General features: G+C 63.7%; 17 protein-coding genes. 12 read left to right on the plus strand and 5 right to left on the minus strand.

Translation table 11 applies throughout. The features are described from left to right. Positions 1–90 precede the first annotated feature (90 nt). Positions 91–1,344 (minus strand): HlyD family secretion protein, encoded by a 1,254-nt coding sequence (locus CHB87_RS07790; RefSeq protein WP_089407842.1) that lies wholly within the window; start codon positions 1,342–1,344, stop codon positions 91–93. 2 nt (positions 1,345–1,346) lie between these two features. Continuing rightward, positions 1,347–2,870, minus strand: a complete 1,524-nt coding sequence (locus tag CHB87_RS07795) for a TolC family protein (protein WP_245817878.1) — start codon at positions 2,868–2,870, stop codon at positions 1,347–1,349. 235 nt (positions 2,871–3,105) lie between these two features. On the opposite strand from CHB87_RS07795, the gene CHB87_RS07800 reads away from it, so the two are divergent. The 9 genes from CHB87_RS07800 to CHB87_RS07840 all read left to right on the plus strand — a co-directional run bounded on the left by CHB87_RS07800 (position 3,106) and on the right by CHB87_RS07840 (position 15,525). Continuing rightward, on the plus strand, positions 3,106–4,200 hold the full coding sequence (locus tag CHB87_RS07800; RefSeq protein WP_089407843.1) for a Gfo/Idh/MocA family protein: 1,095 nt from the start codon (positions 3,106–3,108) through the stop codon (positions 4,198–4,200). Positions 4,201–4,322: 122 nt separating this feature from the next. Continuing rightward, complete coding sequence (gene argJ / locus CHB87_RS07805) at positions 4,323–5,546, plus strand: bifunctional glutamate N-acetyltransferase/amino-acid acetyltransferase ArgJ (RefSeq protein ID WP_089407844.1); 1,224 nt, start codon at positions 4,323–4,325, stop codon at positions 5,544–5,546. Positions 5,547–5,651: 105 nt separating this feature from the next. Continuing rightward, positions 5,652–8,342, plus strand: a complete 2,691-nt coding sequence (aceE, locus tag CHB87_RS07810) for a pyruvate dehydrogenase (acetyl-transferring), homodimeric type (protein ID WP_089407845.1) — start codon at positions 5,652–5,654, stop codon at positions 8,340–8,342. Between the two features lie 92 nt (positions 8,343–8,434). After that, the gene (locus tag CHB87_RS07815) at positions 8,435–9,220 is read left to right on the plus strand and encodes a thiamine pyrophosphate-dependent enzyme (RefSeq protein ID WP_089407846.1); all 786 of its coding nucleotides are present in this window, start codon (positions 8,435–8,437) and stop codon (positions 9,218–9,220) included. Between the two features lie 142 nt (positions 9,221–9,362). Beyond that, positions 9,363–11,558 (plus strand): GumC family protein, encoded by a 2,196-nt coding sequence (locus tag CHB87_RS07820; protein ID WP_245817879.1) that lies wholly within the window; start codon positions 9,363–9,365, stop codon positions 11,556–11,558. Beyond that, complete coding sequence (locus CHB87_RS07825) at positions 11,555–12,544, plus strand: polysaccharide biosynthesis/export family protein (RefSeq protein ID WP_089407848.1); 990 nt, start codon at positions 11,555–11,557, stop codon at positions 12,542–12,544. Before CHB87_RS07820 ends, CHB87_RS07825 begins: the two co-directional genes overlap by 4 nt. Positions 12,545–12,549: 5 nt before the next feature. Then, the gene (locus CHB87_RS07830; RefSeq protein ID WP_089407849.1) at positions 12,550–13,758 is read left to right on the plus strand and encodes a glycosyltransferase family 4 protein; all 1,209 of its coding nucleotides are present in this window, start codon (positions 12,550–12,552) and stop codon (positions 13,756–13,758) included. A gap of 3 nt (positions 13,759–13,761) precedes the next feature. Continuing rightward, on the plus strand, positions 13,762–14,913 hold the full coding sequence (locus tag CHB87_RS07835) for a glycosyltransferase (RefSeq protein WP_089407850.1): 1,152 nt from the start codon (positions 13,762–13,764) through the stop codon (positions 14,911–14,913). 15 nt (positions 14,914–14,928) lie between these two features. After that, positions 14,929–15,525, plus strand: a complete 597-nt coding sequence (locus CHB87_RS07840) for an LbetaH domain-containing protein (protein WP_089407851.1) — start codon at positions 14,929–14,931, stop codon at positions 15,523–15,525. Between the two features lie 102 nt (positions 15,526–15,627). On the opposite strand, the gene CHB87_RS07845 is transcribed toward CHB87_RS07840, so the two are convergent. Then, positions 15,628–16,011, minus strand: a complete 384-nt coding sequence (locus CHB87_RS07845; protein ID WP_089407852.1) for a response regulator — start codon at positions 16,009–16,011, stop codon at positions 15,628–15,630. A 161-nt stretch (positions 16,012–16,172) separates the two neighbouring features. Here CHB87_RS07845 and CHB87_RS07850 point away from each other — a divergent pair, with 161 nt between their 5' ends. From CHB87_RS07850 to CHB87_RS07860, 3 genes are all read left to right on the plus strand, one after another. Continuing rightward, positions 16,173–17,537, plus strand: a complete 1,365-nt coding sequence (locus CHB87_RS07850; protein WP_089407853.1) for an ABC transporter ATP-binding protein — start codon at positions 16,173–16,175, stop codon at positions 17,535–17,537. Beyond that, entirely contained in the window at positions 17,534–19,330 is a 1,797-nt protein-coding gene (locus CHB87_RS07855) for an ABC transporter permease (RefSeq protein WP_089407854.1), read from the plus strand. The genes CHB87_RS07850 and CHB87_RS07855 overlap by 4 nt, the downstream gene beginning before the upstream one ends. Positions 19,331–19,453: 123 nt before the next feature. Next, the gene (locus CHB87_RS07860) at positions 19,454–21,511 is read left to right on the plus strand and encodes a two-component system sensor histidine kinase NtrB (RefSeq protein WP_176441650.1); all 2,058 of its coding nucleotides are present in this window, start codon (positions 19,454–19,456) and stop codon (positions 21,509–21,511) included. Between the two features lie 128 nt (positions 21,512–21,639). Here the strand turns inward: CHB87_RS07860 and CHB87_RS07865 are convergent, their stop codons facing one another. Together CHB87_RS07865 and CHB87_RS07870 are read right to left on the minus strand one after the other, a co-directional pair. After that, positions 21,640–23,535, minus strand: coding sequence for a glycosyl hydrolase family 28 protein (locus tag CHB87_RS07865; RefSeq protein WP_089407856.1), 1,896 nt, complete (start codon positions 23,533–23,535; stop codon positions 21,640–21,642). Between the two features lie 441 nt (positions 23,536–23,976). Further along, the gene (locus tag CHB87_RS07870) at positions 23,977–24,447 is read right to left on the minus strand and encodes an AI-2E family transporter (RefSeq protein ID WP_089407857.1); all 471 of its coding nucleotides are present in this window, start codon (positions 24,445–24,447) and stop codon (positions 23,977–23,979) included. Positions 24,448–24,522: the final 75 nt, after the last annotated feature.

Here is a 24,522-nt window from a genome sequence, read left to right on the forward strand (position 1 = left end):
CACCTCTTCCGTTTGCCTTGCATTCCTTGAGATGCAGCAACGGCGGAGCCGGATGGCCCCGCCGTTCTGTATGACAGATAGGTGACAAAGCTAGTTCTTGACCCGAACCTCAGGCGTGACCGAGAAGCCGGGACGAAGTGCGTAGTCGCCGTTCTCCTGCTGAAGGTTGGTAAAGTCGATGCGAACCGGGATGCGCTGGACAACCTTCACGTAGTTGCCGGTCGCGTTCTCCGGCGGGAAGAGCGAGAGACGGGAGCCGGTCGCGCCGCCCACCTGCGTCACCTTGCCCGAGAACTTGCGTCCGCCGAGCGCGTCGACCTTCAGGGTGACCTCCTGGCCTGGCTTCATCTGCTCTAACTGCGTCTCCTTGAAGTTCGCCGTCACCCACAGGTTGTTGAGGGGAACGATCGTGACCAGATCCTGGCCGATGGAGAGATTCGCGCCCACCTGCACATTCTTCTTGTTCACGATACCGGCGGTCGGCGCAAGCACCCGTGTGTAGGAGAGGTTCAAGAGCGCCTGATCGACCTTAGCCTGAGCCTGCTTGACGTTTGCCAGTGCGGAAGCCGCCTTCGCGCGCTGCACCGCAACCTCCTGCGGTCCGTTCTTGCTCGCCTGAGCAGCCTGGAAGCGGCTCTGATCGAGCTTCTGCTGCGCCTGCGAGATCGCCGACTGCGCCGCGACAAGAGACGCCTCGGATTCGATGACAGCGGCAGAGCTGGCACGGGCCGTGGCCACGGCCGCATCGAACTGCTGCTTCGAGATGACGTCCTTCTCGACGAGCGGCGTGTAGCGCTCGACGTCCAGACGCGCCTTGATCGCGTTGGCCTGCGCCTGTTCGACGCGAGCGGCAGCGGCGGCGGCCTGCTTCTGAGCCTGGTCGACGCTGGACGTAGAAGCTCGCACGTCGGAGCCGCTCGTGCTGACCGTGGTGTTGGTCGTCACGCTGGTGATCGGCACGTTGGCGCTTGCGGTCGTATAGTCCGCCTGCGCGCTGGCGAGGGCCGCCTGCGCCTGTTCAAGCGCTACCTGATAGTCCTTCGGGTCGATCTCGACCAGAAGCTGATTGGCCTCGACCTTCTTGTTATCCTCGAAGTCGACGCGCAGCACCTGACCCGAGATGCGCGAGCTTACCTGGTAGATGTCGCCATCCACCTGCGCATCGTCCGTGTCCTCGCTGAACGTCGAACGCCAGTAGTAAAGCCCCGCCAGCACCACCAGCAGAAGAACGACGCCGATGACGATGAACTTGCGGCCCGACTTCTTCTCGGGCGACTCCACATTTCCGTTTGAGGCATTCGCCGCGTTCTGCGCGCCTTGATTGTTCTGATCCTGATCTGCCACGGCTACTTCCCTCCGAGATAATCTTTGTAGTTGGTCTGGGCGGCGCCGAGCGCGCGCGCCAGTGAAAGCTTCGCGACGTTATGCTGATACAACGCGCTGATGTACTGGTCGTTGGCCTGTTCGAGCTGCGACTGGGCCTGCGATACCGGCAGGTTGTCCGCGATGCCGGCATGGAAGCGCTGCTGCGATTCGCTCAACGCCTCCGTTGCAAGATCGACGTTCGACTTCGCCGCCTCGACCAGCTTGGCTGCCGCCTGGATGTCGAGTATGCTGTCCCGGACATCGGCGTTCACCTGCTGCACCTGGTCGGCCAGCTTTGCCTTCTGTTCCTGCACCGCGGCATCCGCGACCTGCACCTCGCCGCGATCCTTGGCAATCTGCAGGATCGGCGCCGAGATGGTTCCGGTTGCAGTGTAGGTTCCGTGCGAGTGGCCGAAGGTTGTGCCCTGATCGCCGTAGTCGCCCGAGACCTGCGCGGTCGGCAGACGATCGTCCCACGCCGCCTTCTTCTGCGCCTCGGCTCCCTTCAACTGCTCGGCCATGGCCTGCAGATCTTTGCGAGACTTCACCGCCTGCTCGAAAGCAGTCTGGGGATCGACGTTGTCGAGCGCCTTATACGGCGACAGATCGATCGCTCGGAAGTCCTGGTCGAGCGGCAGGCCGATGGTCCGGGCCAGCGCCAGCTTGTCCTTCGCGAGCTGATTTGTGGTCGAGATCAGGCTCTGCTGCTCGTTCTGATAGTCGACCTGCGCGCGCAGCACATCGAGCCGGGGATTCGTACCCGCATCGTGTCCCGCGACAGCCTGGTCGAGCGTGACCTTTGAGGTCGCGAGTTCGGCCTTCACCGCTTCGATCCGCGCGGCATCCGCCACGCAGAGCAGGTACGCGTTGCCAACCGTCAGGACGACCATGTCGTGCGCGTCTTCCGCCGTCAGTTTTGCACCGGCGAAGTTGTGCTTCGCGGCAAGGTAGCCCTGCAGCGCGTTCAGGTTCAGCACATTCTGGGTCAGATAGGCGCGAAAGTCGACGACCTGAAACGGTCCGATGATCGGCTTGATCCCGGCGATCTTCAGACCGAAGGCCGCAAGGTTCAACTGCTCGACCTCGATCGAGGCCTGGCCGGAGACGGTTGGCAGAAGCGCCTGAAGCTGCTCCAGCCGCTGACCGTTCGCATTCCTGACCGTGCTCGACTGCAGAATAACGCCAAGATTGTTGCGCAGGCCACGCTGAATCGCGTCGTCGAGCGTCAAATCCATGGTGGCTCCGGTCGACTTGCCTTCGACGACCGAGCCGCGATAGGAGTCCTGGCTGGAGCTGGCGCTGTTCTGTCCGGTCGCGCCGTAAAGTAGGGTTTGTCCGCCAGCGACCGACTGCGCGGTGGAAGCGGTGGACTGAGCTGCGTTCTGGCCGGTCGATCCCGGCGCCTGCGCCTGCATCATTCCGCCCACTCCGAAGAGGCTGAGGGCGAGTACCGGCCCCGCCATCTGGGCTGCCCGTCCAGCGGGCGTTCGTTTGCTTGCACTCATACTGGTTATGTTACCTGCACCTGTTCGTGATGGGAGTAATTCGGGAGAACGCTCTCTCGGCACTGTTTCTCTCATGTCCTGTTTTCAGATGCGACGGACTGCGAGGAAAATTCATTTTTTGTGAAAACCGCCTGAAATCGTCGGATTTATCGCAAATTCACCTCGAAATGGCCTCGAAAGCAGGCTTCCGGGTACACTGCGGACTGCGTCCAACCGGACTCAAGGGAGATTCACGATGGCTCAGGGAATCAATGTCGGCATCATCGGGTTCGGACTCGGGACCCGCGTCTTTCATGCGCCGTTCGTCAGCGCGGTGCCTGGACTGCACCTGCACGCCATCGTTCAACGCAAGGGAGACGAGGCGGCCGAGGCCTATCCGGCGGTGCGGATTCTCCGCTCGTCCGACGAGCTCTTCGCCGACCCGGCCATCGATCTCATTGTGGTGTCGACCCCGAACGAGACGCACTACGAACTCGCCCACAAGGCTCTGACCGCCGGCAAGCATGTGGTCATCGACAAGCCTTTCGCCGCCACCAGCGACGAGTGCCTCGCGCTGATCGCGCTGGCTTCGTCCAAGGGGCTGGTCGTCGCTCCCTTCCACAATCGCCGCTGGGATGGCGACTTCAAGACCGTCCGCGGACTGGTGGAGACCGAAAAGCTCGGCCGCCTGGTCACCTTCGAGTCGCACTTCGACCGATACCGCCCCATTCCGCGCGAGAACACATGGAAGGAGGCCGGCAACCCGGCCAACGGGCTGCTCTTCGACCTTGGCCCGCATCTGGTCGACCAGGCGCTCGCCCTCTTCGGCGACCCGGCCAGCATCACTGCCAGCGTCCGCACCGATCGCGACGATACGGCCATCGAAGACGCCTTCGATATCACGCTGAGCTTTCCCGACTGGCAGGGCCACGGCCTGCGGGCGCACTGCCGGTCGAGCATGATTGCCGCGGACGCCGCGCCACGCTTTCTGCTGCATGGAACGGCGGGCAGCTTCAGGAAGTACGGACTCGACCCGCAGGAGCCGACGCTGCTCGCCGGAAGCCACCCTCCGGTGATGGGCCCCGCGCCCGACTCCTGGCTGAGGGATGACGAGTCCTGCTGGGGCACGCTGACCATCGCGCCCGTACTCGCCGATCCCGGCACGCTGGTCCGGACGAAGGTCGAGACCGCGCTGGGAGATTATCGCGACTTCTACGCCAACGTCCGCGACGCGGTGAAAGGGGCCGCTCCACTGGCTGTGCCATCCGAGGCGGGATATAAGGTCATCAAGCTGCTCGAACTTGCCCGCGTGAGCAGCGCCGAGGGACGCACCCTTCCGGTCGTCTTCTAGTGGCGTCCTAGCCGGTTCCTTTGGTTGTCACTTCCGCAGGAGATCCGCCTCTTCTTTGGCGGTGGCCTGTTCTCCTTCGGGCCGCCCCTCCACAACCCGTTTTTCAGTAGAGTAAAGACACTATGGGCGAGCAACAACAGCAGTCGGCCGCACTCCCACGCGGTTTTCAATGGGGTGCGGTCAAGGCAGGCATCAAGGCCAGCGGTAATCTCGACGTCGCGGTGGCCTACGCTCCGCGCGGCGCGAACGCAGCGGCGATGTACACGAAGAACCAGGTGGTCGCGGCGCCGGTCACGGTCGGCCGCCGGCACCTGGCGTCCACCGGCGGACGCGTCACCGCCGTGCTGGTGAATGCCGGCAACGCCAACTGCGCCACGGGTCAGCCCGGCATCGACGCCTGCCTCCGCACATGCAAGGCCGCGGCCGAGCGCTTCCGCTGCATCTTCGATGAGGTCTTCCCGTCTTCGACCGGCATCATCGGCGTCCCGTTTCCGGTGGATAAGGTCGTCGCCGCGCTGCCCGCCGTGCAGGCCGCGCTGGGCGAAACGCCCGACCACGCCGAGCTCTTCGCCAAGGCGATCATGACCACCGACACGAAGATGAAGGTCGCCCGCGCGGTCATCGACGTCGACGGCACGGACGTTCATCTCTTCGGCGCGGCCAAGGGCGCCGGGATGATCCATCCGCAGCTCGGTCCGCCGCATGCGACGATGCTGGTCTATCTCTTTACCGACCTCGCCGCCTCGCCTGCCAGCCTGCGCGAGTTTCTGCAGCCGGCGGTCGAACGCAGCTTCAACTCCATCTCGATCGACGGCGACACCTCGACCAATGACACCGTGCTGCTGCTCGCCAGCGGCGCCAGCGGCGTCTCGCTCGACGACCGCATCGGCGAGGCCTTTGCCAATGCGCTGGAGTTGGTCTGCGGCTCGCTCGCCCACCAGATCATCGACGACGGCGAAGGCGTCACCCACGTCGTCACGCTGCAGATCAACGGCGCCGAGACCTATGAAGAGGCGAAGCAGGTCGCGAAGGCCATCGCCCACTCGCCCCTGTGCAAGACCGCATGGTCGAGCGCGGACCCGAACTGGGGACGTCTGCTCGCGGCAGCCGGCTACTCCGGCGTCGCCTTCGACCCGAACCGCGTCACCATCCGGATCGGCGATCAACTGGTCTTCGAGAACGGTGTTCGCGCAGCGCTCTTCAACGAGGCCGCCGCCCACGAGGCGATGTCCGCCCGCGAGTACACCATTGCGATCGACCTCGGCGAAGGCGAGGCGGCCTGCACCTTTCTGACCTGCGACCTGACGGCAGAGTATGTGAGCATTAATGCGGACTACTCCACCTAGCCGCTCCGGTCATTGATCGCACAGAAGATGACAGGTTCGCGCCATCCCTTATATCGTTATAAGCGACAGCACTATGCTGAACCTCACAACTGAGACCGGAGTCCCATGTCGACCAAGCTTGAAATCGCTGCCAGCACCCAGAACCGGACGCCCGCGGAGAAGCAGGACATCGCCGCCGAGGTCGCCGAGTGGATCGAAGCCTTTGACCAGGTGGTCGCACAGGACTGGGAGATCGGCGCCGATCTGTTGAAGGCTTTGCGTCAGCGCGCGAATGAGGCCGGCGTCCCGGTCGCAGGCAGCGTGACCACGCCGTACAAGAACACCATCCCCAAGCACGACGAGGTTCCCTACCCCGGTGATCGCAATCTCGAACGCCGCGTCGAAGCGCTGATCCGCTGGAACGCCATGGCGATGGTGCACAAGCAGAACAAGTACGACGCGGGCATTGGCGGCCATATTTCGACCTACTCTTCGCAATGCACGCTGCTTGAGGTCGGTTTTAACCACTTTTTCCGCGCCTCCTATGGCAGTGAGCCCGGCGATTTCATCTATTTTCAGGGTCACGCCTCGCCCGGTGTCTACTCCCGCGCATTCCTCGAAGGCCGCCTGACCGAAGATCACCTGCACAACTTCCGCCACGAGCTCCGCGACACGCCTGGCCTCTCCAGCTATCCGCATCCCTGGCTGATGCAGGACTTCTGGCAGTTCCCCACGGTCAGCATGGGCATCGGTCCGCTCAACGCCATCTACCAGGCGCGCTTCATGCGCTATCTCGAGAACCGCGGCCTGATCGAGAAGACCGGCCGCAAGGTCTGGGCCTTCGTCGGCGACGGCGAGACCGACGAGGTCGACACGCTCGGCGCCATCTCGCTCGGCGCACGCGAGAAGCTCGACAACCTGATCTTCGTCGTCAACTGCAACCTGCAGCGTCTCGACGGACCCGTGCGCGGCAACGCCCGCATCATCGACGAGCTGGAAGCTGTCTTCCGCGGCGCGAACTGGAACGTCATCAAGGTACTCTGGGGCTCGGACTGGGACGAACTCTTCGCGCTCGACCATACCGGCCTGCTGCTCAAGCGGATGGAGGAGTGCGTCGACGGCGACTACCAGCGCTTCAAGGCCAAGGATGGCGCGTATCTGCGCGAGCATTTCTTCGGCAAGTACCCCGAACTGCTCAAGATCGTCGAGCACAAGACCGATGAGGAGCTGGCCCACCTGCACCGCGGCGGTCACGATCCCATCAAGATCTACAACGCCTACAAGCGCGCCGTCGAGCATAAGGGCGGCCCGACGGTCATTCTCGCGCACACGGTCAAGGGTTATGGCATCGCTTCGGCCCAGTCGCGCAACCCAACCCACTCAGAGAAGAAGCTCACCGATGAAGGGCTTGCCGCCTTCGTCAAGCGCTTCGACATACCGCTGCCCGAGACCGCCGCGCTGAACGCCGACTTTTACAAGCCGGCCGACGACGATGCCGCGCTCCAGTACCTGCACGCCCATCGCGCCGCGCTCGGCGGTTACCTGCCCAAGCGCGAGATTCCCGCGAAGAACTTCGACGCCCCGGCGATCGACTTCTTCAAGGGCTGGCTGGGCGGCTCCGGCAGCCGCGCCATCTCGACCACCATGGGCTTCGTCAACATGCTCAACGGCATGTTGAAGCACCCCGAGATCGGCAAGCTCATCGTCCCCATCATCCCGGATGAGGGCCGCACCTTCGGCTTCGAGAGCGTCATGAAGGCCGTCGGCATCTACGCGCCCGAGGGCCAGAAGTACATCCCGCACGACGCCGACATGCTGCTCAGCTACAACGAGAAGAAGAACGGTCAGATTCTCGAGGAAGGCATCACCGAAGCCGGCTCCATGGCCAGCTTCACCGCCGCGGGCACTGCGTACACCAACTACCGGGTACCTACCGTGCCGTTCTATCTCTACTACTCCATGTTCGGCTTCCAGCGCATCGGAGATATGGCCTGGGCCTTCGCCGACTCGCGCGGCAAGGGCTTCCTGATGGGTGGAACCGCCGGTCGCACCACGATGCTTGGCGAAGGTCTCCAGCATCAGGACGGCCACTCCCCCGTGCTCAGCGGCACCGTCCCAACCTGCATTACCTACGATCCCGCCTTTGTCTACGAGATGGCGGTCATCGTGCAGGACGGCCTGCGCCGCATGTACCAGGAGGGCGAGAACGTCTTCTACTACCTCACCATGTACAACGAGGACTACCTCCAGCCGGCGATGCCCGAGGGCGTCACCGAAGGCATCCTGAAGGGCCTCTACAAGTATCAGCCCGCAGCCGGGACCGCCGTCGCCCAGCTCTTCGGCTCCGGCCCGATCCTGAACGAGGTCGTCAAGGCGCAGGGCATCCTCGCCGAGAAGTACGGCGTGCATGCCGATGTCTGGTCCGTGCCAAGCTACAACGAGGTTCGTCGCGAGGCGCTCTCGGTCGAACGCTGGAACCGTCTGCACCCGGCCGAACCCGAGAGGAAGTCCTACCTGGCGACGCTGCTGGACGGTACGGCAGGCCCGATCATTGCCGCATCCGACTATATGAAGAGCCTGCCCGATGCCCTGTCGCCCTGGCTGCAGTCGCGTCTTGTCACGCTGGGAACGGACGGATTCGGCCGCTCGGACAACCGCGAGCACCTGCGCCGCCACTTCGAGGTCTCGGCCGAGGCCATCGTCGGCGCGACGCTCTCCAAGCTCGCCCGCGAAGGCAGCTTCGACCCGAAGGCCGCCCAGCAGGCGTTCGCCGACCTCGGACTCGACACCGAGATCAAGGATCCTGCTCGCGCCTGACCCTGACCGGACGCCCCATGATCGCCGAGCCAAAGCGAGGCTATCATGGGGCTAGTCTTTTTAATACAGCCACAGACTGGACAAAGCCACACGTGAGCGCCAAGGCCTTCGAAAATCCACTGATCCCCAACCAGCGGCTGCGCGATATATATATCGCCATGGTGCAGACGCGTCTGCTGGGCAAGCGCAAGCCTCGCACCGCCTCGATCGCCCTGGGCCGCGAGGCTCTCTGGGCCGCCACCGCCATCGGCTTGCGTGACGCGCTCGGCGATCTTGTCAGCGAGACCGGCGCCGGCGTCGCGCTCGACATCATCCTGGGCGCGGAACTGAAGAAGGTCGTCAGCGGAAAGGCCGGCGGGAGTCCGCACCGGCTGCCCACCCTCGGCAAGGCGCCGGAGCGGTTGCAACTCGCGCTTGGCGCGGCCATGGCGTTGAAGGCCGCGGCGCAGAAGAATGTGCTGCTCGTGTACGCGGATCAGGCGGACCTTCCGCGCGCGGACTGGCGTGCGGTTCTGGGAACGGCGCTCGGGGGCGAGCTGCCGGTTGTCTTCGTCGTCTCCTGCGAAGCGGGTGCTAGCTACGATCTGGCCGCGTTGTCGCAGGCTCGCGGCGTGCCCGGCATCGCGGTTGACGCCAGCGACGCCATCGCGCTCTACCGCGTCGCGCAGGAGTCGATCGGACGCGCGCGCGCCGACGGCGGGCCGGCGCTGATCGCGGCTGTTCCCTTCCACTTCGGTTCGGCGAAGCAGCGCCAGCCGGACCCTGTCGCCCTGCTGGGCGGCCAGCTTCTTCGGCGTAAGGTATGCACCCAGGCGTGGCTGGAAGCGGTCGAACAAAAGACAGTGGCGATGCTCGCCCCGAAGCTCACGACGGCCTGACGCCGTACGAATTTCATCTCTTTCCATCCACATGCAATAATTGGCTCGCGTCAACATACCAACCTCCCCGGTTCCAAGTAGACTGATAAAAATGGATCGAAACGAAATCCCAGGCAAACCCTCCGGGGGTGCAATCCCAACCATGCCGGGATCAATTCCCCAGGCGGCTGACGCATCCCTAGCCGACGCGCTGCTCACCTTACGCAAACGCCGTTGGGTTCTCATCGTCGCGTTCGTTCTCGGCGCCGCCTTCGGTCTTTACCGCGCCTTCTTCCAGCCCAGAATCTTCGAGGCGTATGGACGCATCCAGGTGCGAACCGGCTCGGCCGACCAGTACAAGCTCACCTCCCCGGTGGGTCTCGGGCAGGACACAATGACGCAGATGATGACCGAGACGGCCATTCTGCAGAGCGACACGCTGCTCTTGACCGTCGCCAAGGATCTCGACCTCTGCAACAACCCCGCTTTTCTGGGCAGGAAGACGGCGCCCGAGCCGCGCCGCGATCTGAACGATCCGCAGGTGCGTCAGGGGACGCTGCTGGTTTTAAGCTCCAACCTGAAGATCGCCATGCAGCCCCGCACGAACATTCTGCGGCTGAGCTACAGCAGTCTCGATGGCAAACTTTCCGCCGAGATCGTCAATACCGTCATCTCCGAGTACATCCAGCGCAGCTACGAGACGCGTTTCGCATCCACGCAGCGCGTCTCCAAGTGGCTTTCGAAGCAGCTCGAAGATCTGAAGGCGGACGTCGAAGCCTCGCAGGAGAAGATGATCAACCTGCAGCGGAGGCTTGGCATCCTCGGCTTCGATCCGACGCATAACCAGATCAGCACCTCGCTCGACGACCTCGCCAAGGCATCGGGTCAGGCGAAGCTGGCGCGCATCATCGCGGAGTCACGCTACCGGATGCTCTCCGGTATGGAGCCCGACGCCATCGAAGGGTCGATCGACGCTGGCCCGGGTCTGCCGCCAAGCGGTCTGAATGCGCTTCGCACCCAGCTCTCCACCGCCCGTTCGACCTATGCGGAGCAAGAGGCGACACTCGGCCCGAACCATCCGCAGGCGAAGTCCACCAAAGCGCAGATCGACGAGCTGGCCCGGCAGGTTGCCGCTGAGCAGAACCGTCTGCTGCTGCAGTCCAAAGAGAATTACCTGATCGCGCAGGCCAACGAGGAGAAGACCAACGCCGCACTCGATGCCCAGAAGGCGGACGCCTACAAGCTGCGCGACGACCTGGTTGAATACACCCTGCGGCAGCGCGAGTTCGAATCCAACCGAACGCTCTACGAGGGCTTGTTGCAGCGGTTGCGGACGGCAGGCATCCAGGCCGGTCTGGAGTCGCTTGAGATCGACATCGTCGACCAGGCCGTGCCGCCGGCTTCGCCCATGCTGAGGCCCAAATCCACGCTGGTGCTCACGACACTGGCCGTCGCAATGATTCTGGGCGTGCTGATCGCGTTTCTGCTGGACACGCTCGATACGGGTATCCGCAGCGTCACCGAACTCGAAGCGATCACGGAGATGCCGTCGCTGGCGGTCATTCCGCGGCTGCGCAAACCTGCCGGTGCGGCGGTCCCGGATACCTCGCCGCTACCCGTCATCTCCCAGCCGAAGTCGCAGTTCACCGAGTCCTTCCGCGCGCTGCGCACGGCTCTGCTGCTTTCGACCGCCGGCCGCGAGCCCAAGCTGCTGATGTTTACCAGCGCGGCGCCGGGCGAAGGCAAGACGACGACCTCCATCAATCTTGCCGCGATCCTCGCCCAGCGCGGCGCGCGCGTACTGCTGATCGACGCCGATCTCCGCCGCCCGGCCGTACATGTCCGGCTCGGACTCGAGGGCCGTCTCGGGTTGAGCACCTATCTGAGCGGCTCGTCGACGCTCGAAGAATCGCTCCAGCATCTCGATGAGCTGCCCAGCCTCGACATCCTGACCAGCGGCCCCGTGCCCCCCTTCCCGACCGAGCTCGTCAGCTCCACCGCCATGCGCGAGCTGCTGCGCTACGCCGGCGAGATCTACACGCATGTCGTCATCGATTCGCCGCCCATTCTCTCCGTCACCGACGGCGTGGAGCTGGGCGGCATGGTCGACGCCGTCATCCTCGTCCTGCGCCACGGAAAATCCAACAAGCACGTGGTGCGGCGCGCGCGCGATCTGCTTGTCCGCTCCAACTGCCCGCTCAAAGGCATCGTGCTGAACGCGGTCGATCTCAGCGCGCCCGAGTATGAAAGCTATTATGGCTACTCGGGCGACGGCTACGCCAATCTGGACAATGGCTGGAGCGCGAGCTTCCGAGGCAAGAATGGCCGGAAGAACCGGACGAAGGGAGATCAGGCATGAGCATCCAACGCGGAGTCCTCTCGCGCATCGCTCTGACCTTGGCCGCCCTGCTGCTGACCGTCGATTGCCGGGCGCAGTTCTCCGGGCCAGCGTTCCTCTCGAACAGCCCCGCCAACCGGGCCGTCGTGCCGACCACCGACCCGGCCGTCCTTGCCGCGCCCAGCGTCGACCCGCAGATCGGCCCGGGCGACCTGCTCAGCGTCACGATCTTCGGCGTGCTGAGCTACGCGGCGCCTGCACGCGTTTCGGTCGACGGCACGGTGCAGCTTCCGCTCATCGGATTGGTCCCGGTCGGAGGGCTGCCGCTGCATCAGGCGGAGCGGCTGATCGCGACTCGGCTGATCGACGCCGGCATGTATCGCAACCCACAGGTGACGATCCAGATCACGGAGTCGCAGAATCAGACCGTAACCGTGACAGGCGAACTTCACGCGGTCATCCCGGTCAGCGGCGAACGGCATCTGCTCGAAATTCTGGCGGCTACCGGCCCCGGCCCAATCCCGAACACGATCAGCCGGGTCATCACGGTGCTCCGGCCGGGGCTGGATCAGCCCATCGTCGTCGATCTGGGCACGGACCCAGTGCAGAGCGCGAAGGCGAACATCCTCATCCGGCCGCGCGACACCATCGTGCTCTCTCACGTCGGCGTGGTCTATGTGGTGGGCGCGTTCAAGACGCAGGGCGCCATCCCGCTGGTGCAAAGCTCTCCCCTGACGCTGCTCGAGGCGACCTCGCTTAGCGGCGGCGCGGGCTTCGAGGGCAAACTGAGCGAGGTACGCATCATCCGGACCTTTGGCGCCGAGCGACGCATCCTGCCGATCGACATGAATCTGGTGCTGAAGAACAAGGCGCCGGACCCGGTTCTCCAGGCCGATGATATTGTGATTCTCCCCTCAAGCGCCATTCGGGCGGCGATCAAGTCGAATGGAATCAACACCCTGAGCAGCGTCGCCTCACTGCTGGTCGTCGCGCTTCAATATCACTGATCGACATGACGCGACCGATCCGGCTTGCCTATCTCGTCAGTCATCCGATTCAATACCAGGCTCCGCTGCTGCGGCGCATCGCGCATGAGCCGGGGATCGAACTGACTGTCTTCTTCGGGTCGGACTTTTCCGTCCGCGGGTATAGAGATGACGGCTTCGGCGTCGAGGTGAAGTGGGATGTGCCCTTGCTCGACGGCTACCGTTATGAGTTTCTGCCAAAGCTGCGGGACAACGGGACGAACGGAACATTTTCGCCGATCTGCCGCGGCCTGTTGTCACGCCTCGCCGGTTGGGGAGGCCAACCCTTCGACGCGTTGTGGGTCCACGGTTATGCGACGGCGCTCGCGATGCAAGGTATCCTGGCAGCGAACTTTCTGCGTATTCCCGTTCTGCTGCGTTCGGACTCTTCCCTGAAAGATCGCGCGCGCAGCCCCTGGAAGCTGGCGGCCAAATCAGCTTTCTTCCACATGCTGCGGCCGCTGGTCGACGCCGTGCTGACGACGGGAACTCTCAACGAAGACTACTGGCGTCTGTACTTCGGGCCGGATTATCCGCTCTTCCGCATGCCTTACGCGGTGGACAACCAGTGGTTTCAGGCGCAATGCGCGCTGGCGTCCACGCGTCGGCGGGAGTTGCAGGCGGAGTTCCAACTGGAGCCCGGCCGCCCGGTCATCCTTTTTGCTTCGAAGCTGCAGACGCGCAAGCACTGCGACGACCTTGTCGCAGCCTATGCGCAGCTTTCAGGGATGCAGCCGGCGCCTTACCTGTTGATTGTTGGCGATGGCGAGGAGCGCCTCGCGCTGGAACGGCAGGCTGCCGGGCTTGAAGGGGTGCGCTTCTGCGGATTTCGCAACCAGTCCGAGCTGCCGCGCTTTTTCGATCTTGCGACGGTCTTCGTGCTTCCCTCGCGTCACGAGCCCTGGGGGCTGATCGTGAATGAGGTGATGAACGCAGCGCGGCCGGTCATCCTGTCGGACGACGTGGGGTGCCAGCCCGATCTGCTCACCGACGGCGTTGAAGGTTTCGTCTACCCGGTTCGTGATGTCGACGCTCTCGCCGACGCCCTGCGCCGCGTATTGGCGACGCCCGAGACCGCCGTGAACATGGGACGCACTGCTCTCAAACGAATCGATGCATGGGGTCTGGAGGAGAACGTCGCAGGCCTGCTCGCGGCGCTCACACATGTCACCCGCCTCCGGCCCAGGGTGCGATAGCCGATGCGCGTCCTGCACGTCATTTCAAGTATCGATCCGGAGAACGGCGGCGTCACGGAGTTCGTCCTGACGCTGCTGCGCCATGCCGCGCCGGGAGACTCCGTCGAGGTCGTTACGCTGGACGATCCCTCCGTTCCGTTTCTGAAAGTGCTTCCGGCCTCCATCCACGCCATCGGTCCCGGCAGGACGGCCTTTGCCTATACCCCAGCCTTCCCGGCATGGCTGCGCGAGAATCTGCCCCGGTTCGACGGCGTAGTACTCCATGGACTCTGGCAATACAACAATCTCGCGGTCTTCCGCGCGATCTCCAAAAGCAAGCCCTATGTAGTGCTTCCGCACGGAATGCTCGACCCTTACTTCAAGTATCAGTCGAGGTTTAAGCACTACCGGAAGTGGCTGTATTGGGTCGCCGCCGAATACTGGATCCTGCGCGGGGCCGCGCGCGTCGTCTTCACCACGCAGGAGGAGGCGCGGCTCGCTCGTGAGAGCTTCTGGCTGCACCGCTGGAAAGAGGCGGTCATTCCCTTCGGCACAATGCCGCCGCCACCCGATCCGGAGGCACAGGTGGCGGCATTTTTCGAACGTACTCCGCAGCTTCGGGGGCGGAGTTTTCTGCTCTTCCTCGGGCGCATCCATCCCAAGAAGGGCTGCGATCTGTTGATCGAGGCTGTTGCGGAGGTTGCGCATCGTATGCCAGGGGTCGACCTGCTGATGGCGGGTCCAGACCAGATGGGCTGGGCCGCCGAGCTGCAGGCGAGGTCCGCGGAGCTTGGCGTCGCGGACCGCATCCACTGGACTGGCATGATCGACGGCGACGCCAAGTGGGGCGCGCTTCGGGCTGCGGAGGCCTTCGTTCTGCCGTCGCATCAGGAGAACTTCGGCATTGCCGTCGCCGAGGCGCTCGCCTGCGGAACGCCGGTGCTGCTGTCGGACAAGGTGAACATCGCCCCGGAGATCGCCGCCGATCGCGCCGGATATGTCGAGCCGGACACGCGGGAGGGTGTGAATCGTCTGCTTGAGCGCTGGCTCGCCAGCACCGCCGCCGAGCGCGCAGAGCTGGCTGCCAGCGCACTCGTCTGCTTCGAGCGCCGGTACGATCTGCGCGGAAACATACAGGCGATCCACAACCTCTTCAGACCCGCCGGGCCATCGTAGGATAGAAAGACGATCATGGCCAGAAAGCCCGCTTACAACGCGGCCGAACACATCTCCGCAGACACCGCCACCGACGCTTACCTGCGTCCGGCCTTTCCAGCCGGCAACCGCGCACGCCGGCTGGTTTGGAACATCGTCCACGCGCTGCTTTACCGCACGTCACCCCGCCCGATGCATAGCTGGCGGGCGATGCTGCTGCGGCTCTTTGGAGCGACGCTCGGGCCGAACTGCCATTTCTACCCGTCGTCACGGGTCTGGGCGCCGTGGAACCTCCACTGCGCCGACTCGGTCGGGGTCGGCGACGACGCGGAGATCTACAACCCGGCACGAGTTCGGCTGGGCTCGCATGCGATCCTGTCGCAGGGCGCTTATCTGTGTGGCGCCACGCACGACTACAACGACCCCGGCTTCCCGCTGCTCGCCTATGAGATGGAGATCGGGGCTTACGCCTGGGTCTGCGCGCGGGCTTCCGTTGCGCCGGGCGTACAGATCGCCGAAGGCGCGGTGCTGGGGCTGGCGTCGGTCGCCACGCACGACCTGGAGGCATGGACGGTCTATGCGGGGTCGCCCGCGGTGCGGGTGAAGGACCGCAAGAGAACCCTCTCACCTTAATTGAAGGTTAAGAAGCGGCCCGCTTAAATAGCCACAGGCACCCAGGGGAGTGATGCTCCGCGCCCGTGGATGCCTGTCGCTTAGAAGGTAAATCTGGTGGACCTACCGCCGCAGTTTGGCGAGCAGGTCGGTGGGATGTACGGGCTTGGCCAGAATCTCGAACTCATGACCCTGCGCGCGCGCCTTCTCCAGCAGATCGGCCGTGGCGGCCTGGCCGGAGAACAGCAGAATTTTGCAGTTAGGACGTTTCTGTCGCGTTGCGATTGCCGCCTCGATGCCGGTCATTCCGGTCATGATGACGTCGCTAATGAGCATATCCGGTTCAAAGGTGTCGAGCGCCTCGATCGCCTTTTCGCCGCTATATACAGCACGTGCTTCGAAACCTGCCTGATTCAGGATGATGGCGAGCGTATTGGCGATGACCTGCTCGTCATCGGCAACAAGAACGCGCGGTTTCGACGGTGTGCTGGCGGTTGTTTCAGACATGCGGAGTATCCCCAGGTGGTCTTCGTTTTCTTGCCGGTACGGCTGGGCGACGTTCGTGCAGCCGCTTTAACCGTTATACCAGCTAAGTAATGATACGCTGACCGGAGGCAACAGGGCGCAGCGTGTTTTTTACGCGTCTACTTCAGTTACGGGAACATTGAATGCCAGCAGCTATCATCCGGGCCGAACGCGTGGAAAAGTATTATGCGCAGCCCAGCGAGAATCGCATCCAGGTCATCTCCCCTACCGATCTGTCGATCGTGCCAGGAGAGATTGTCGCCCTGCTCGGCCCCTCGGGATCCGGCAAGTCCACGCTGCTCCGCATGTTGACAGGTCTCTCGGCGCCTTCGGCCGGCCAGGTTTATTGGCATGAGAAGCCGATTGCGTCGGCGGATGCGAACGTCTCGATCGTCTTCCAGAGCTTCGCGCTCTTCCCCTGGCTCACGGTGCTCGAAAACGTCGAGGCGCCGCTGAAGGCCCGGGGCATGGAGCCGGCCGAACGCCGCCGCCGGTCCATCAAGATTCTCGACACCGTCGGTCTGGACGGATTCCAGGCCGCCTACCCCAAGGAGCTCTCGGGCGGCATGCGCCAGCGCGTTGGATTCGCGCGCGCCCTGGTCGTCGAGCCCGAGGTCCTCTTCATGGACGAGCCGTTCTCCGCGCTCGACGTGCTGACGGCCGAAAACCTGCGCTCCGAGCTGCTGGAGCTGTGGCAGAAGAAGACGATCCCGACGCAGGCCATCTTCATCGTGACCCACAATATCGAAGAAGCGGTGCTGCTGGCCGACCGCATCGTGGTGCTGGGGCGCAATCCCGGCCACATCCGCACGGACTTCAAGGTCTCGCTGCCGCATCCGCGCGATCGCAAGGCGACCGCCTTCACCCAACTCGTCGACTATATCTACAAGGTGCTGACGCAGCCGGACGCCAAACCGCCGGCTCTGCCGACCACACCCACCGGCAAGCCCGTCCGCGACCAGCGCCAGATGCACTACCAGATGCTGCCACACGCGCGTCCAGGCGGCATAGCCGGACTGCTGGAGCTGGTGCTGGACCACCACGGCAAGGATGACATCTACCGCTTGGCCGACGATCTTGCCTTTGAGATCGACGATCTGCTGCCGATCGTGGATGCCGCGCAGTTGCTCGGCTTTCTGACCGTCAACGAAGGCGACGCGGCCATCACCTCCACGGGAACGGAGTACGCCAACGGCGAAATTCTGCGTCAGAAAGAGCTCTTCCGCACCGCCGCCGTCGAGAACGTGCTGCTGCTGCGCCAGATCGTACGCGCGGTCGAGGCCAAGAGCGACAAGAGCGTGCCCGAAGACTTCTTCCACGACATGCTCGACGAGCAGTTCAGCGAAGAGGAGACCCTGCGCCAGCTCGAGACCGCCATCTCCTGGGGCCGCTATGCGGAGCTGTTCGACTTCGACGCGTCTCGCCGCCGCTTTATCCAACCGGAGAAGCTCGTCCACGAGACCGACGTCGAGCACACGAGCCGCACCGAAGGGGAGATCGACGCATGATCCGGCTCCCCCACCGCTTCAACCGGCTCCAGACCCTTGGGAGTCAGTCGCGGGAGACGCTCGCTCGCACCCAGGTGCTGGAGCGTAGCTGGCCCTTCTTCCTCGACCTCTGCATCGCGGCCATCGGCCTCGCGTGCTTCTACGCGGTCGTACGCATCGCCATGTTCTGGGCCGGAACGGCGGAGCCCGATATCGTCATCTCGCTCCGTCCGCGGGCGCTGCCGCTGTATGCGTTCTATTCGGTCGTCCGCATCGGGCTGGCCTATCTGTTGAGTCTCGTCTTCGCCGTGGGCTACGGCTATCTCGCCGCGTACAACAAACGCGCGGAACCCATCATGATCGCGATTCTGGACATCCTGCAGTCGATTCCAGTCCTCAGCTTCCTGCCCGGCGTCATGCTCGCGATGGTCGCGCTGTTTCCCACGCGGCAGCTCGGCGTGGAGATGGGCGCCATCGTGCTCATCTTCACCGGCTCGGTCTGGAACATGGCCTTCAGCTTCTACTCTTCGCTGAAGTCGATCCCCAAGGAACTGGTCGAGGCGACCGGCATCTACCGCTTCTCGGCCTTCCAGCGGCTGGTGCAGCTCGAGCTTCCCTACGCGGCCATCGGCCTTGTCTGGAACTCCATCATGTCCGTCGCCGGCGCCTGGTTCTTTCTGATGGCGTGCGAGATGTTCCACCTCGGCAGCCGCGACTTCCGCCTGCCCGGTCTGGGCTCCTACCTCCAGACCGCCGCCGACTCCGGCAACGGCGCGGGCATCGCGTGGGGGCTGGGCACGATGGTCGCGATCATCGTCGCGACCGACCAGATCGTCTGGCGGCCGTTGATCGCTTGGAGCGACAAGTTCAAGTTCGAGGCGGTCGAAAGCAACAAGCGCGTCAGCTCGCCGATCCTGCATCTGCTGACGCACTCGAACGCGCTGGCGTCGGTCCTGCGCCATACGACCACGCCATTGTCCGAGAGCATCTACGCGAGGCTCGCCGCGCGCCGCGAGCGCAAGCTGATGCGACTGGCTGAGGCTGGCGCCCCGGCCGGTCGCCGCCGCACCGCTGTGCTCCAGATCGTGCTGCTCGTCGCGGTCAGCGGCGTTGTCCTCTTCGCGGCGTTTCAGGCCGTGCAGTTGCTGCGCCCGGTACAGGGTTCGGAGTATCTGCAGATCGCCAAGGGCGCCCTCGCCACCTTCCTTCGGGTGAACCTCTCGCTCGCGCTGGCCGCCGCGTGGACGATCCCGGTCGGCGTCGCCATCGGGTTTCATCCGCGGCTCGCACGCATCGCGCAGCCTCTGGCGCAGATCGCGGCGTCGGTCCCGGCGACGGCGCTCTTCCCCGTCATCCTGATCGCGCTGGTTCAGATCGGCGGCGGCATGGGCATCGGCTCCATCGCGCTGATGCTGCTCGGCACGCAGTGGTACATCCTGTTCAACGTCATCGCCGGCGCCATGGCCATCCCGTCCGACCTGAAGGAGGTTGCGACGCTCTTCCACTTCACGACGATCCAGCGCTGGAAGACGGTCATCCTGCCAGGCATCTTTCCCTTCCTCATCACCGGCATGGTGACGGCGTCGGGCGGCGCCTGGAACGCGAGCATCATCGCCGAATACTTCCGCGTGAAGAACCAGACCCTGCAGACGGTCGGCCTGGGCGCACAGATCAGCGCCGCGACCGAAAGCGGCAAGTTTCCCCTCCTGCTGCTCGCGACCATTGTGATGGCATTGATGGTGGTGACGACGAACCGGCTGGTCTGGCGGCCGCTCTTCCGGCTGGCAGAGACCCGGTACAAGCTCGGCAATTAATAAAAGCCGGTCGCGCGGCTTCCACTTCCCAAAACGGCACCCCTTCCGCATTCGGGCGAGGGCCCGCGAAGCTGCTGGACGAACGCTATCGCGCTTCCGATAATGGAGGAGCGGCCCGCCTATATGGAAAAGCTGTCTCCCCGAGCCTCTGCCCCAGCACTCGCTCCCCGCTTCGATTCACATCTCGATCCCGAACGGATCCTGCGTCTCTGCGTGCAGGCCTGCGCCGCTTCGCTCATCCTACTCGGCGTCCTCGTCCTCATCGGCTGGAGCCTCGATATCGGCGCACTCATGTCGATCCTGCCCGGCTACGTCAGCATGAAACCGAACACCGCGAGCGGATTCCTCGCCTCCGGTGCGGCTCTCCTTCTGGCAACCTCCCGCAGAGCAGGTGTGCTCCTTTGGAGCAGTCTTGCAGCGGCAGTCACCCTGCTGCTGGGCGCGCTCTCGCTCGCTGAATACCTCCTCCATGCCGACCTCCACATCGACCAGTTGCTGTTTCGCGACACCATGCAGACCATCGATCCAGGTCGCATGGCCTACATCACCGCCGTAGCCTTCTGCATCGGCGGCCTCGCGCTGCTGCTCATGCATGGTGCCCTGTTCGTCCGCCGTCTCTCCCAGGCGCTCGCCCTGCTCCTCGCCACGCTCTCGCTTGCCAGCATCGTCGGCTACCTCTACGGGGTCTCGGCGCTCTACGGTTCGTTCAACAACGCGAACTCGATGGCGCTCCACACTGGTGTGGGCTTCCTCATCCTGGGCTGTGGCCTCGTCCTCGTCCGACATGACTCCACCATCGGCCGGTTGCTCTGCGCGCGCGAACGGGGCGGCAACCTCGCCCGGCGCCTGCTGCCGCTGCTGGTCGGTCTGCCGATCCTGCTCGGCTACCTCTACCTCCGGCCAGCTGTCAATCTCGGCCAGCTACGTTTCGGCATGGCGCTCTTCGCCGTTACCCTCTCCCTTGCCGGATCGCTCGCCATGGTCATCGTCGGCCGTTCGCTCAACCGCGCCGAGCGTCAGCAGCGGGAGATGATGCAGGTCGCCGCGGAGGCCGCCGCCGCCATCGAACTCAGTGAGCGCGAACTTCGCCTCGTTACCGACCATCTGCCCGCGCTCATCGCCTACATCGACGCGTCCGAGCAGTTCGTACGCGTCAACCGCACCTACGAGCAGTGGCTCGGCCGCGCGCCGGAACAGATCGTGGGCCACACCCTGCGTGAGGTTCTCGGCGCGCCTTATGCCGACCGCACCCGCCATATTCGCAAAGCTGCCCGCCGCGGCCAGACCAGCTCCACCGAGACCCCACACCCCACCCTTCGCGGAGAACGCGCCGCACTCATCACTTACGTCCCCGACCTCGACGAAAAGGGTCGCTTCCGCGGCTTCGTCTGCATGGTGATGGACGTCGAAGACCAGCGCCGTGCCGAGGCCGCCCTGCGCCAGAACGAGAAGCTCGCCGCCGTAGGCCGTCTCTCCAGCTCCATTGCCCATGAGATCAACAACCCCGTCGATGCCGCCATGAACCTCCTCTATCTCGCGCGCGAGCAGACCGCCGACGCCGAGATTCGATCGCTGCTCGAGATCGCCGACAGCGAGCTAAAACGCGTCGCCAACATCGCCGGCGAAACCCTCCGCTTCCACAAGCAGGCCGACCGCCCCGAGCGGGTGCTCGCCGCCGACCTCTTCGCTTCCGTACTCATGCTGCATAGCCGCCGCCTGCGCAACAACCGCATCGAGGTACTGCGTCGCGAACGCGCGCTCAAGCCCTTCGAGTGCTTCGAAGGCGAGATCCGCCAGGTCTTGAACAACCTTATCGCCAACGCCATCGACGCCATGCTGCCAGGAGGCCGACTCCTGCTGCGCAGCCGGCCAGCCGTCGATTGGGCCTCCGGACAACACGGCATCGCACTCACCATCGCCGACACCGGCAGCGGCATGAACGAGCAGACCCGAAACCGAATCTTCGAAGCCTTCTTCACCACCAAAGGCATAGGGGGCACCGGTCTCGGACTCTGGATCAGCTCCGAGATCCTCATCCGCCACGGCGGTCACCTCAAACTGCGGAGCAGCACCCTCGACCGACGCCACGGCACGGTCTTCGTCATCTTTCTTCCACTCAACAGCCCCCTATCCGAAGACGTTCCAATCTCGGAGCCGCTCTACATCTTCGGCAATCACTAGCCGTTATGTTTCAATAGGTGGTCCAGTCGATCTGAATGCGAGAAGCTGATTCCGCGATCGGCCCGAACGCACGAAGGGGCAGACATCGGATGTCTGCCCCTTCGTGCATCTTTGGTAAACGCAGGTTATCAGTGGAAGGTTGGAGCCGCGATGTCGTCCGCGGTGTAGGTTGAGTTGAAGATGTAAGCCGAACCCGTGCTGCGGTACTCAGCGGTAGACAATACGGTCGAGTCACCCGGCATGGAGCCTCCGGCAGAGGGATCCGCCGCGACCGTATTGGTGCTCACCAGGGTGCCGCTCGTGTACGCGCCGCCCGTTCCCGTCCATGTGCCGTCCGTATACACCTGACTGAACGTGCTCGACGGAATGACCGACCCGCCAGACCCGACCCAGCTCGAATCGCTGTTGGGAAGCCGAACGAAAAGCTGAATGTTCGGCACAGCGACGACGTTGATGCCGGAGATGGTCTGTGCCGTCTGCGTCACCGCGTTGATGTTGGTGAACGAAGACGTTCCGATGATGGGCGGCGCACCAGTCGCACCGGTTCCGAGCGCGGACCCAAGACTGATCAGCGCACGATTCTCTTCGACGTTGATGTTGCTCCAGGTGAGATTCTGCACCGTTCCCGGAGCATAGTTATAGACCCCCATCAGGAAGGCCGCACCCGTGTCGTGAATGACGGTATTGCTGTCGAAGGTCACGTTCTGCGAGGCCGCCGTACCATCGGACCCGTTGTACTGCGTGGGGCCAACCAGCATCGCGTGGGCGTACTCATTCCACAGGATGTTGTCGTGCGCGCTAATGTTGTTCGTCTCATACACCGGCGCGGAGCGGTTCTGGTAGACGACGATCAGGTCGTCCATGGTCCGGATAAACGAGTGCTCGACCGTCACCCACTGGCAGTCTTCGATGTCGATGCCATCGCTCTCGCCCTCGTTCTTGGTCGTGCCGTCGTATGCCGTGTACTGGGTATTTCCGGAGAAGCCGAGGATCTTGATGTTGTTGACGGTGACCGGGCTGGTCGACGTCCCCACCGCATTGCCGAGCGGGAAGTTCCAACTGCAGGCGTTGCGAATGGTGAAGCCGGAGAAGTTGATCGTGTTGCCCCCGTTGGTGCTGACGTTCGTCGCGGTGATCGGGTATTCGGCGGTCCCACAGCCATAGGACGAGGCATACTCCTGGGTGCCGGTGCCGTCGAGAATGCCCGGACCATGCACGTTGATACTCATATTCACATTCGGGTAGTTGTTTCCGAATGCAAGCATCGGCCCGGAGTTGGTGGCGGCGGGCGATCCAGTGGAAAGGGCTCGCTTCAGGATCGCGCCGTCGGCAAGATACACCTCGCCTCCCGTCGGAAACGACAGATTGCCGCTGATCCAGTACTCGCCCGGCCCGAAGACGATGGGAAAGGTAGCGCCGGTGATGTTGGCCTGCGTGGTCGGGCTTGCCTGCGTGCTGGGCGTCATGCTGGTTCCGCCGGTGGGCGCAGTCTCGTACGGATTGACGAAGATGTGGATGGCGTTGAGCCAGTCGCCCTCGAATTCCACGGTAAACTGCTGGCCCACCGTCACGCCGCCGACGGTCTTCTGGGTCACGGGGAAGGTGATGGTATTGCCGTTCTTGACCGTGATCGTCGGCGCGCCGAGGCTGGGCAGAATCTTGACCTGGCTCGCGCTGGTGATCGTCGCCGGATGAGACCCATTCGGCATGGTGGTCGGGAACGAGATCGCCACGGTGGCGGTTCCGGTCAACATGAAGGAGGCGAAGGATCCAATTCCCAGGTTCCCGGTGTTGGCCGGAGCTCCTGTCGTGGGGCTGTAGCTCATGCCCGTGAAGGAGGAGGGAAAAGCAGTGAAGTTCACCGACCGCACCGGCGCCTGGTACACATGCAGGGAGATGTTGTCGGCCCATGCGGAGAAGTATGGAGAGGGTGTTTCGTCCGCTGGCAGCGAACCCGTGTAGGCGGTGACCGTCGCGCCTGCCGATCCACACAGCACAGCCAGCAGCGCGAACGCTCCGGCCAATCGACCGATCCAACCCGCTGTGGCGGTCCTTCTCCTTTGTTTGTTTTCCGTTTTTCCGACGTTCGCCGGCATGTGACCTGATCTCATGCTTCACCTCGTAACTTGCAGATTTAAAAGCGTCAAGCGCCGAGAACTATGGCCTTGGCGGAAATCCGATGTCAAGAGATCGGATCATAAAGCGAGGTAACATTTACGGTAGAAGGGAAGCGCTGTCATTTTGATGCAGGAGCAATTCCGCTGCTCTTTACTCTCATCCACCTCCCCGGAGCCGAACGCCTGCCTGAACTTACGCGAACCCACGCTGCGACTGAGTTCAACGCATTTCAGGCTGATGCCCGCCACCGAAGAAGCGCCGCGGTTACCGTAAGCAGAGTCTGAGCCAACCCCGCATCGTCCATGCGCAGATGAACGATGCGTGAACCGGCTCACGTTGGCCGGGCTTCAGTTGACATTGCGCCGCTTGAACGCGAAGATCACCGCCAGCACCGGCGGCGCAATCAGCACGCCCCATGGCGGGATGAGGATACCCAGCACGATCGGACCCAGCAGCGACGCCCACCACGGCACCATCGTGGTCCGGTGAAGGATGTAGGGCTGAATCACCAGACCTTCGAGCACCACGATTACGGCATAGAGTCCCAGCACCATCGACAAGCGGAAGAGCGTATCGTCGCCGCCGCTCAAGGCTGCGGAGATCGCCGGCCCAGCCACGGCCAGCATGCCGCCGATGCCGGGGATGAACTGGCAGACGCCGCCGATGAGCGCCCACATCGGCGCCAGCGGCACATGCAGCAGTTCGAGGCCGATCAGCCACAGAACACCCACGATCAGCGCATCGAGCGTCACCGCCTTCCACCAGTTCGCCAGCGCGCCGCCTGCCGTCTTCAACGGCGATTCCTGTCCCGTCACCATGACTCTTCCCCCATTCCAACCTGTTCATAAGATGCGGCATCTCACGCCTTGTAGCCGGAAATCAGCATATGGCAG

The sequence above is a fragment of the Granulicella rosea genome (assembly GCF_900188085.1).
In the GTDB taxonomy this organism is placed as follows: domain Bacteria; phylum Acidobacteriota; class Terriglobia; order Terriglobales; family Acidobacteriaceae; genus Edaphobacter; species Edaphobacter rosea.

What these genes read in the sequence shown, in the direction of transcription:
- CHB87_RS07830 (WP_089407849.1), top strand. Translation starts at nt 12,550, where the DNA reads ATGACGCGACCGATCCGGCTTGCCTATCTCGTCAGTCATCCGATTCAA.
- CHB87_RS07845 (WP_089407852.1), bottom strand. Translation starts at nt 16,011, where the DNA reads ATGTCTGAAACAACCGCCAGCACACCGTCGAAACCGCGCGTTCTTGTT.
- CHB87_RS07800 (WP_089407843.1), top strand. Translation starts at nt 3,106, where the DNA reads ATGGCTCAGGGAATCAATGTCGGCATCATCGGGTTCGGACTCGGGACC.
- CHB87_RS07835 (WP_089407850.1), top strand. Translation starts at nt 13,762, where the DNA reads ATGCGCGTCCTGCACGTCATTTCAAGTATCGATCCGGAGAACGGCGGC.
- CHB87_RS07870 (WP_089407857.1), bottom strand. Translation starts at nt 24,447, where the DNA reads ATGGTGACGGGACAGGAATCGCCGTTGAAGACGGCAGGCGGCGCGCTG.
- argJ (WP_089407844.1), top strand. Translation starts at nt 4,323, where the DNA reads ATGGGCGAGCAACAACAGCAGTCGGCCGCACTCCCACGCGGTTTTCAA.
- CHB87_RS07860 (WP_176441650.1), top strand. Translation starts at nt 19,454, where the DNA reads ATGGAAAAGCTGTCTCCCCGAGCCTCTGCCCCAGCACTCGCTCCCCGC.
- CHB87_RS07820 (WP_245817879.1), top strand. Translation starts at nt 9,363, where the DNA reads ATGCCGGGATCAATTCCCCAGGCGGCTGACGCATCCCTAGCCGACGCG.
- CHB87_RS07850 (WP_089407853.1), top strand. Translation starts at nt 16,173, where the DNA reads ATGCCAGCAGCTATCATCCGGGCCGAACGCGTGGAAAAGTATTATGCG.
- CHB87_RS07825 (WP_089407848.1), top strand. Translation starts at nt 11,555, where the DNA reads ATGAGCATCCAACGCGGAGTCCTCTCGCGCATCGCTCTGACCTTGGCC.
- aceE (WP_089407845.1), top strand. Translation starts at nt 5,652, where the DNA reads ATGTCGACCAAGCTTGAAATCGCTGCCAGCACCCAGAACCGGACGCCC.
- CHB87_RS07855 (WP_089407854.1), top strand. Translation starts at nt 17,534, where the DNA reads ATGATCCGGCTCCCCCACCGCTTCAACCGGCTCCAGACCCTTGGGAGT.
- CHB87_RS07840 (WP_089407851.1), top strand. Translation starts at nt 14,929, where the DNA reads ATGGCCAGAAAGCCCGCTTACAACGCGGCCGAACACATCTCCGCAGAC.
- CHB87_RS07795 (WP_245817878.1), bottom strand. Translation starts at nt 2,870, where the DNA reads ATGAGTGCAAGCAAACGAACGCCCGCTGGACGGGCAGCCCAGATGGCG.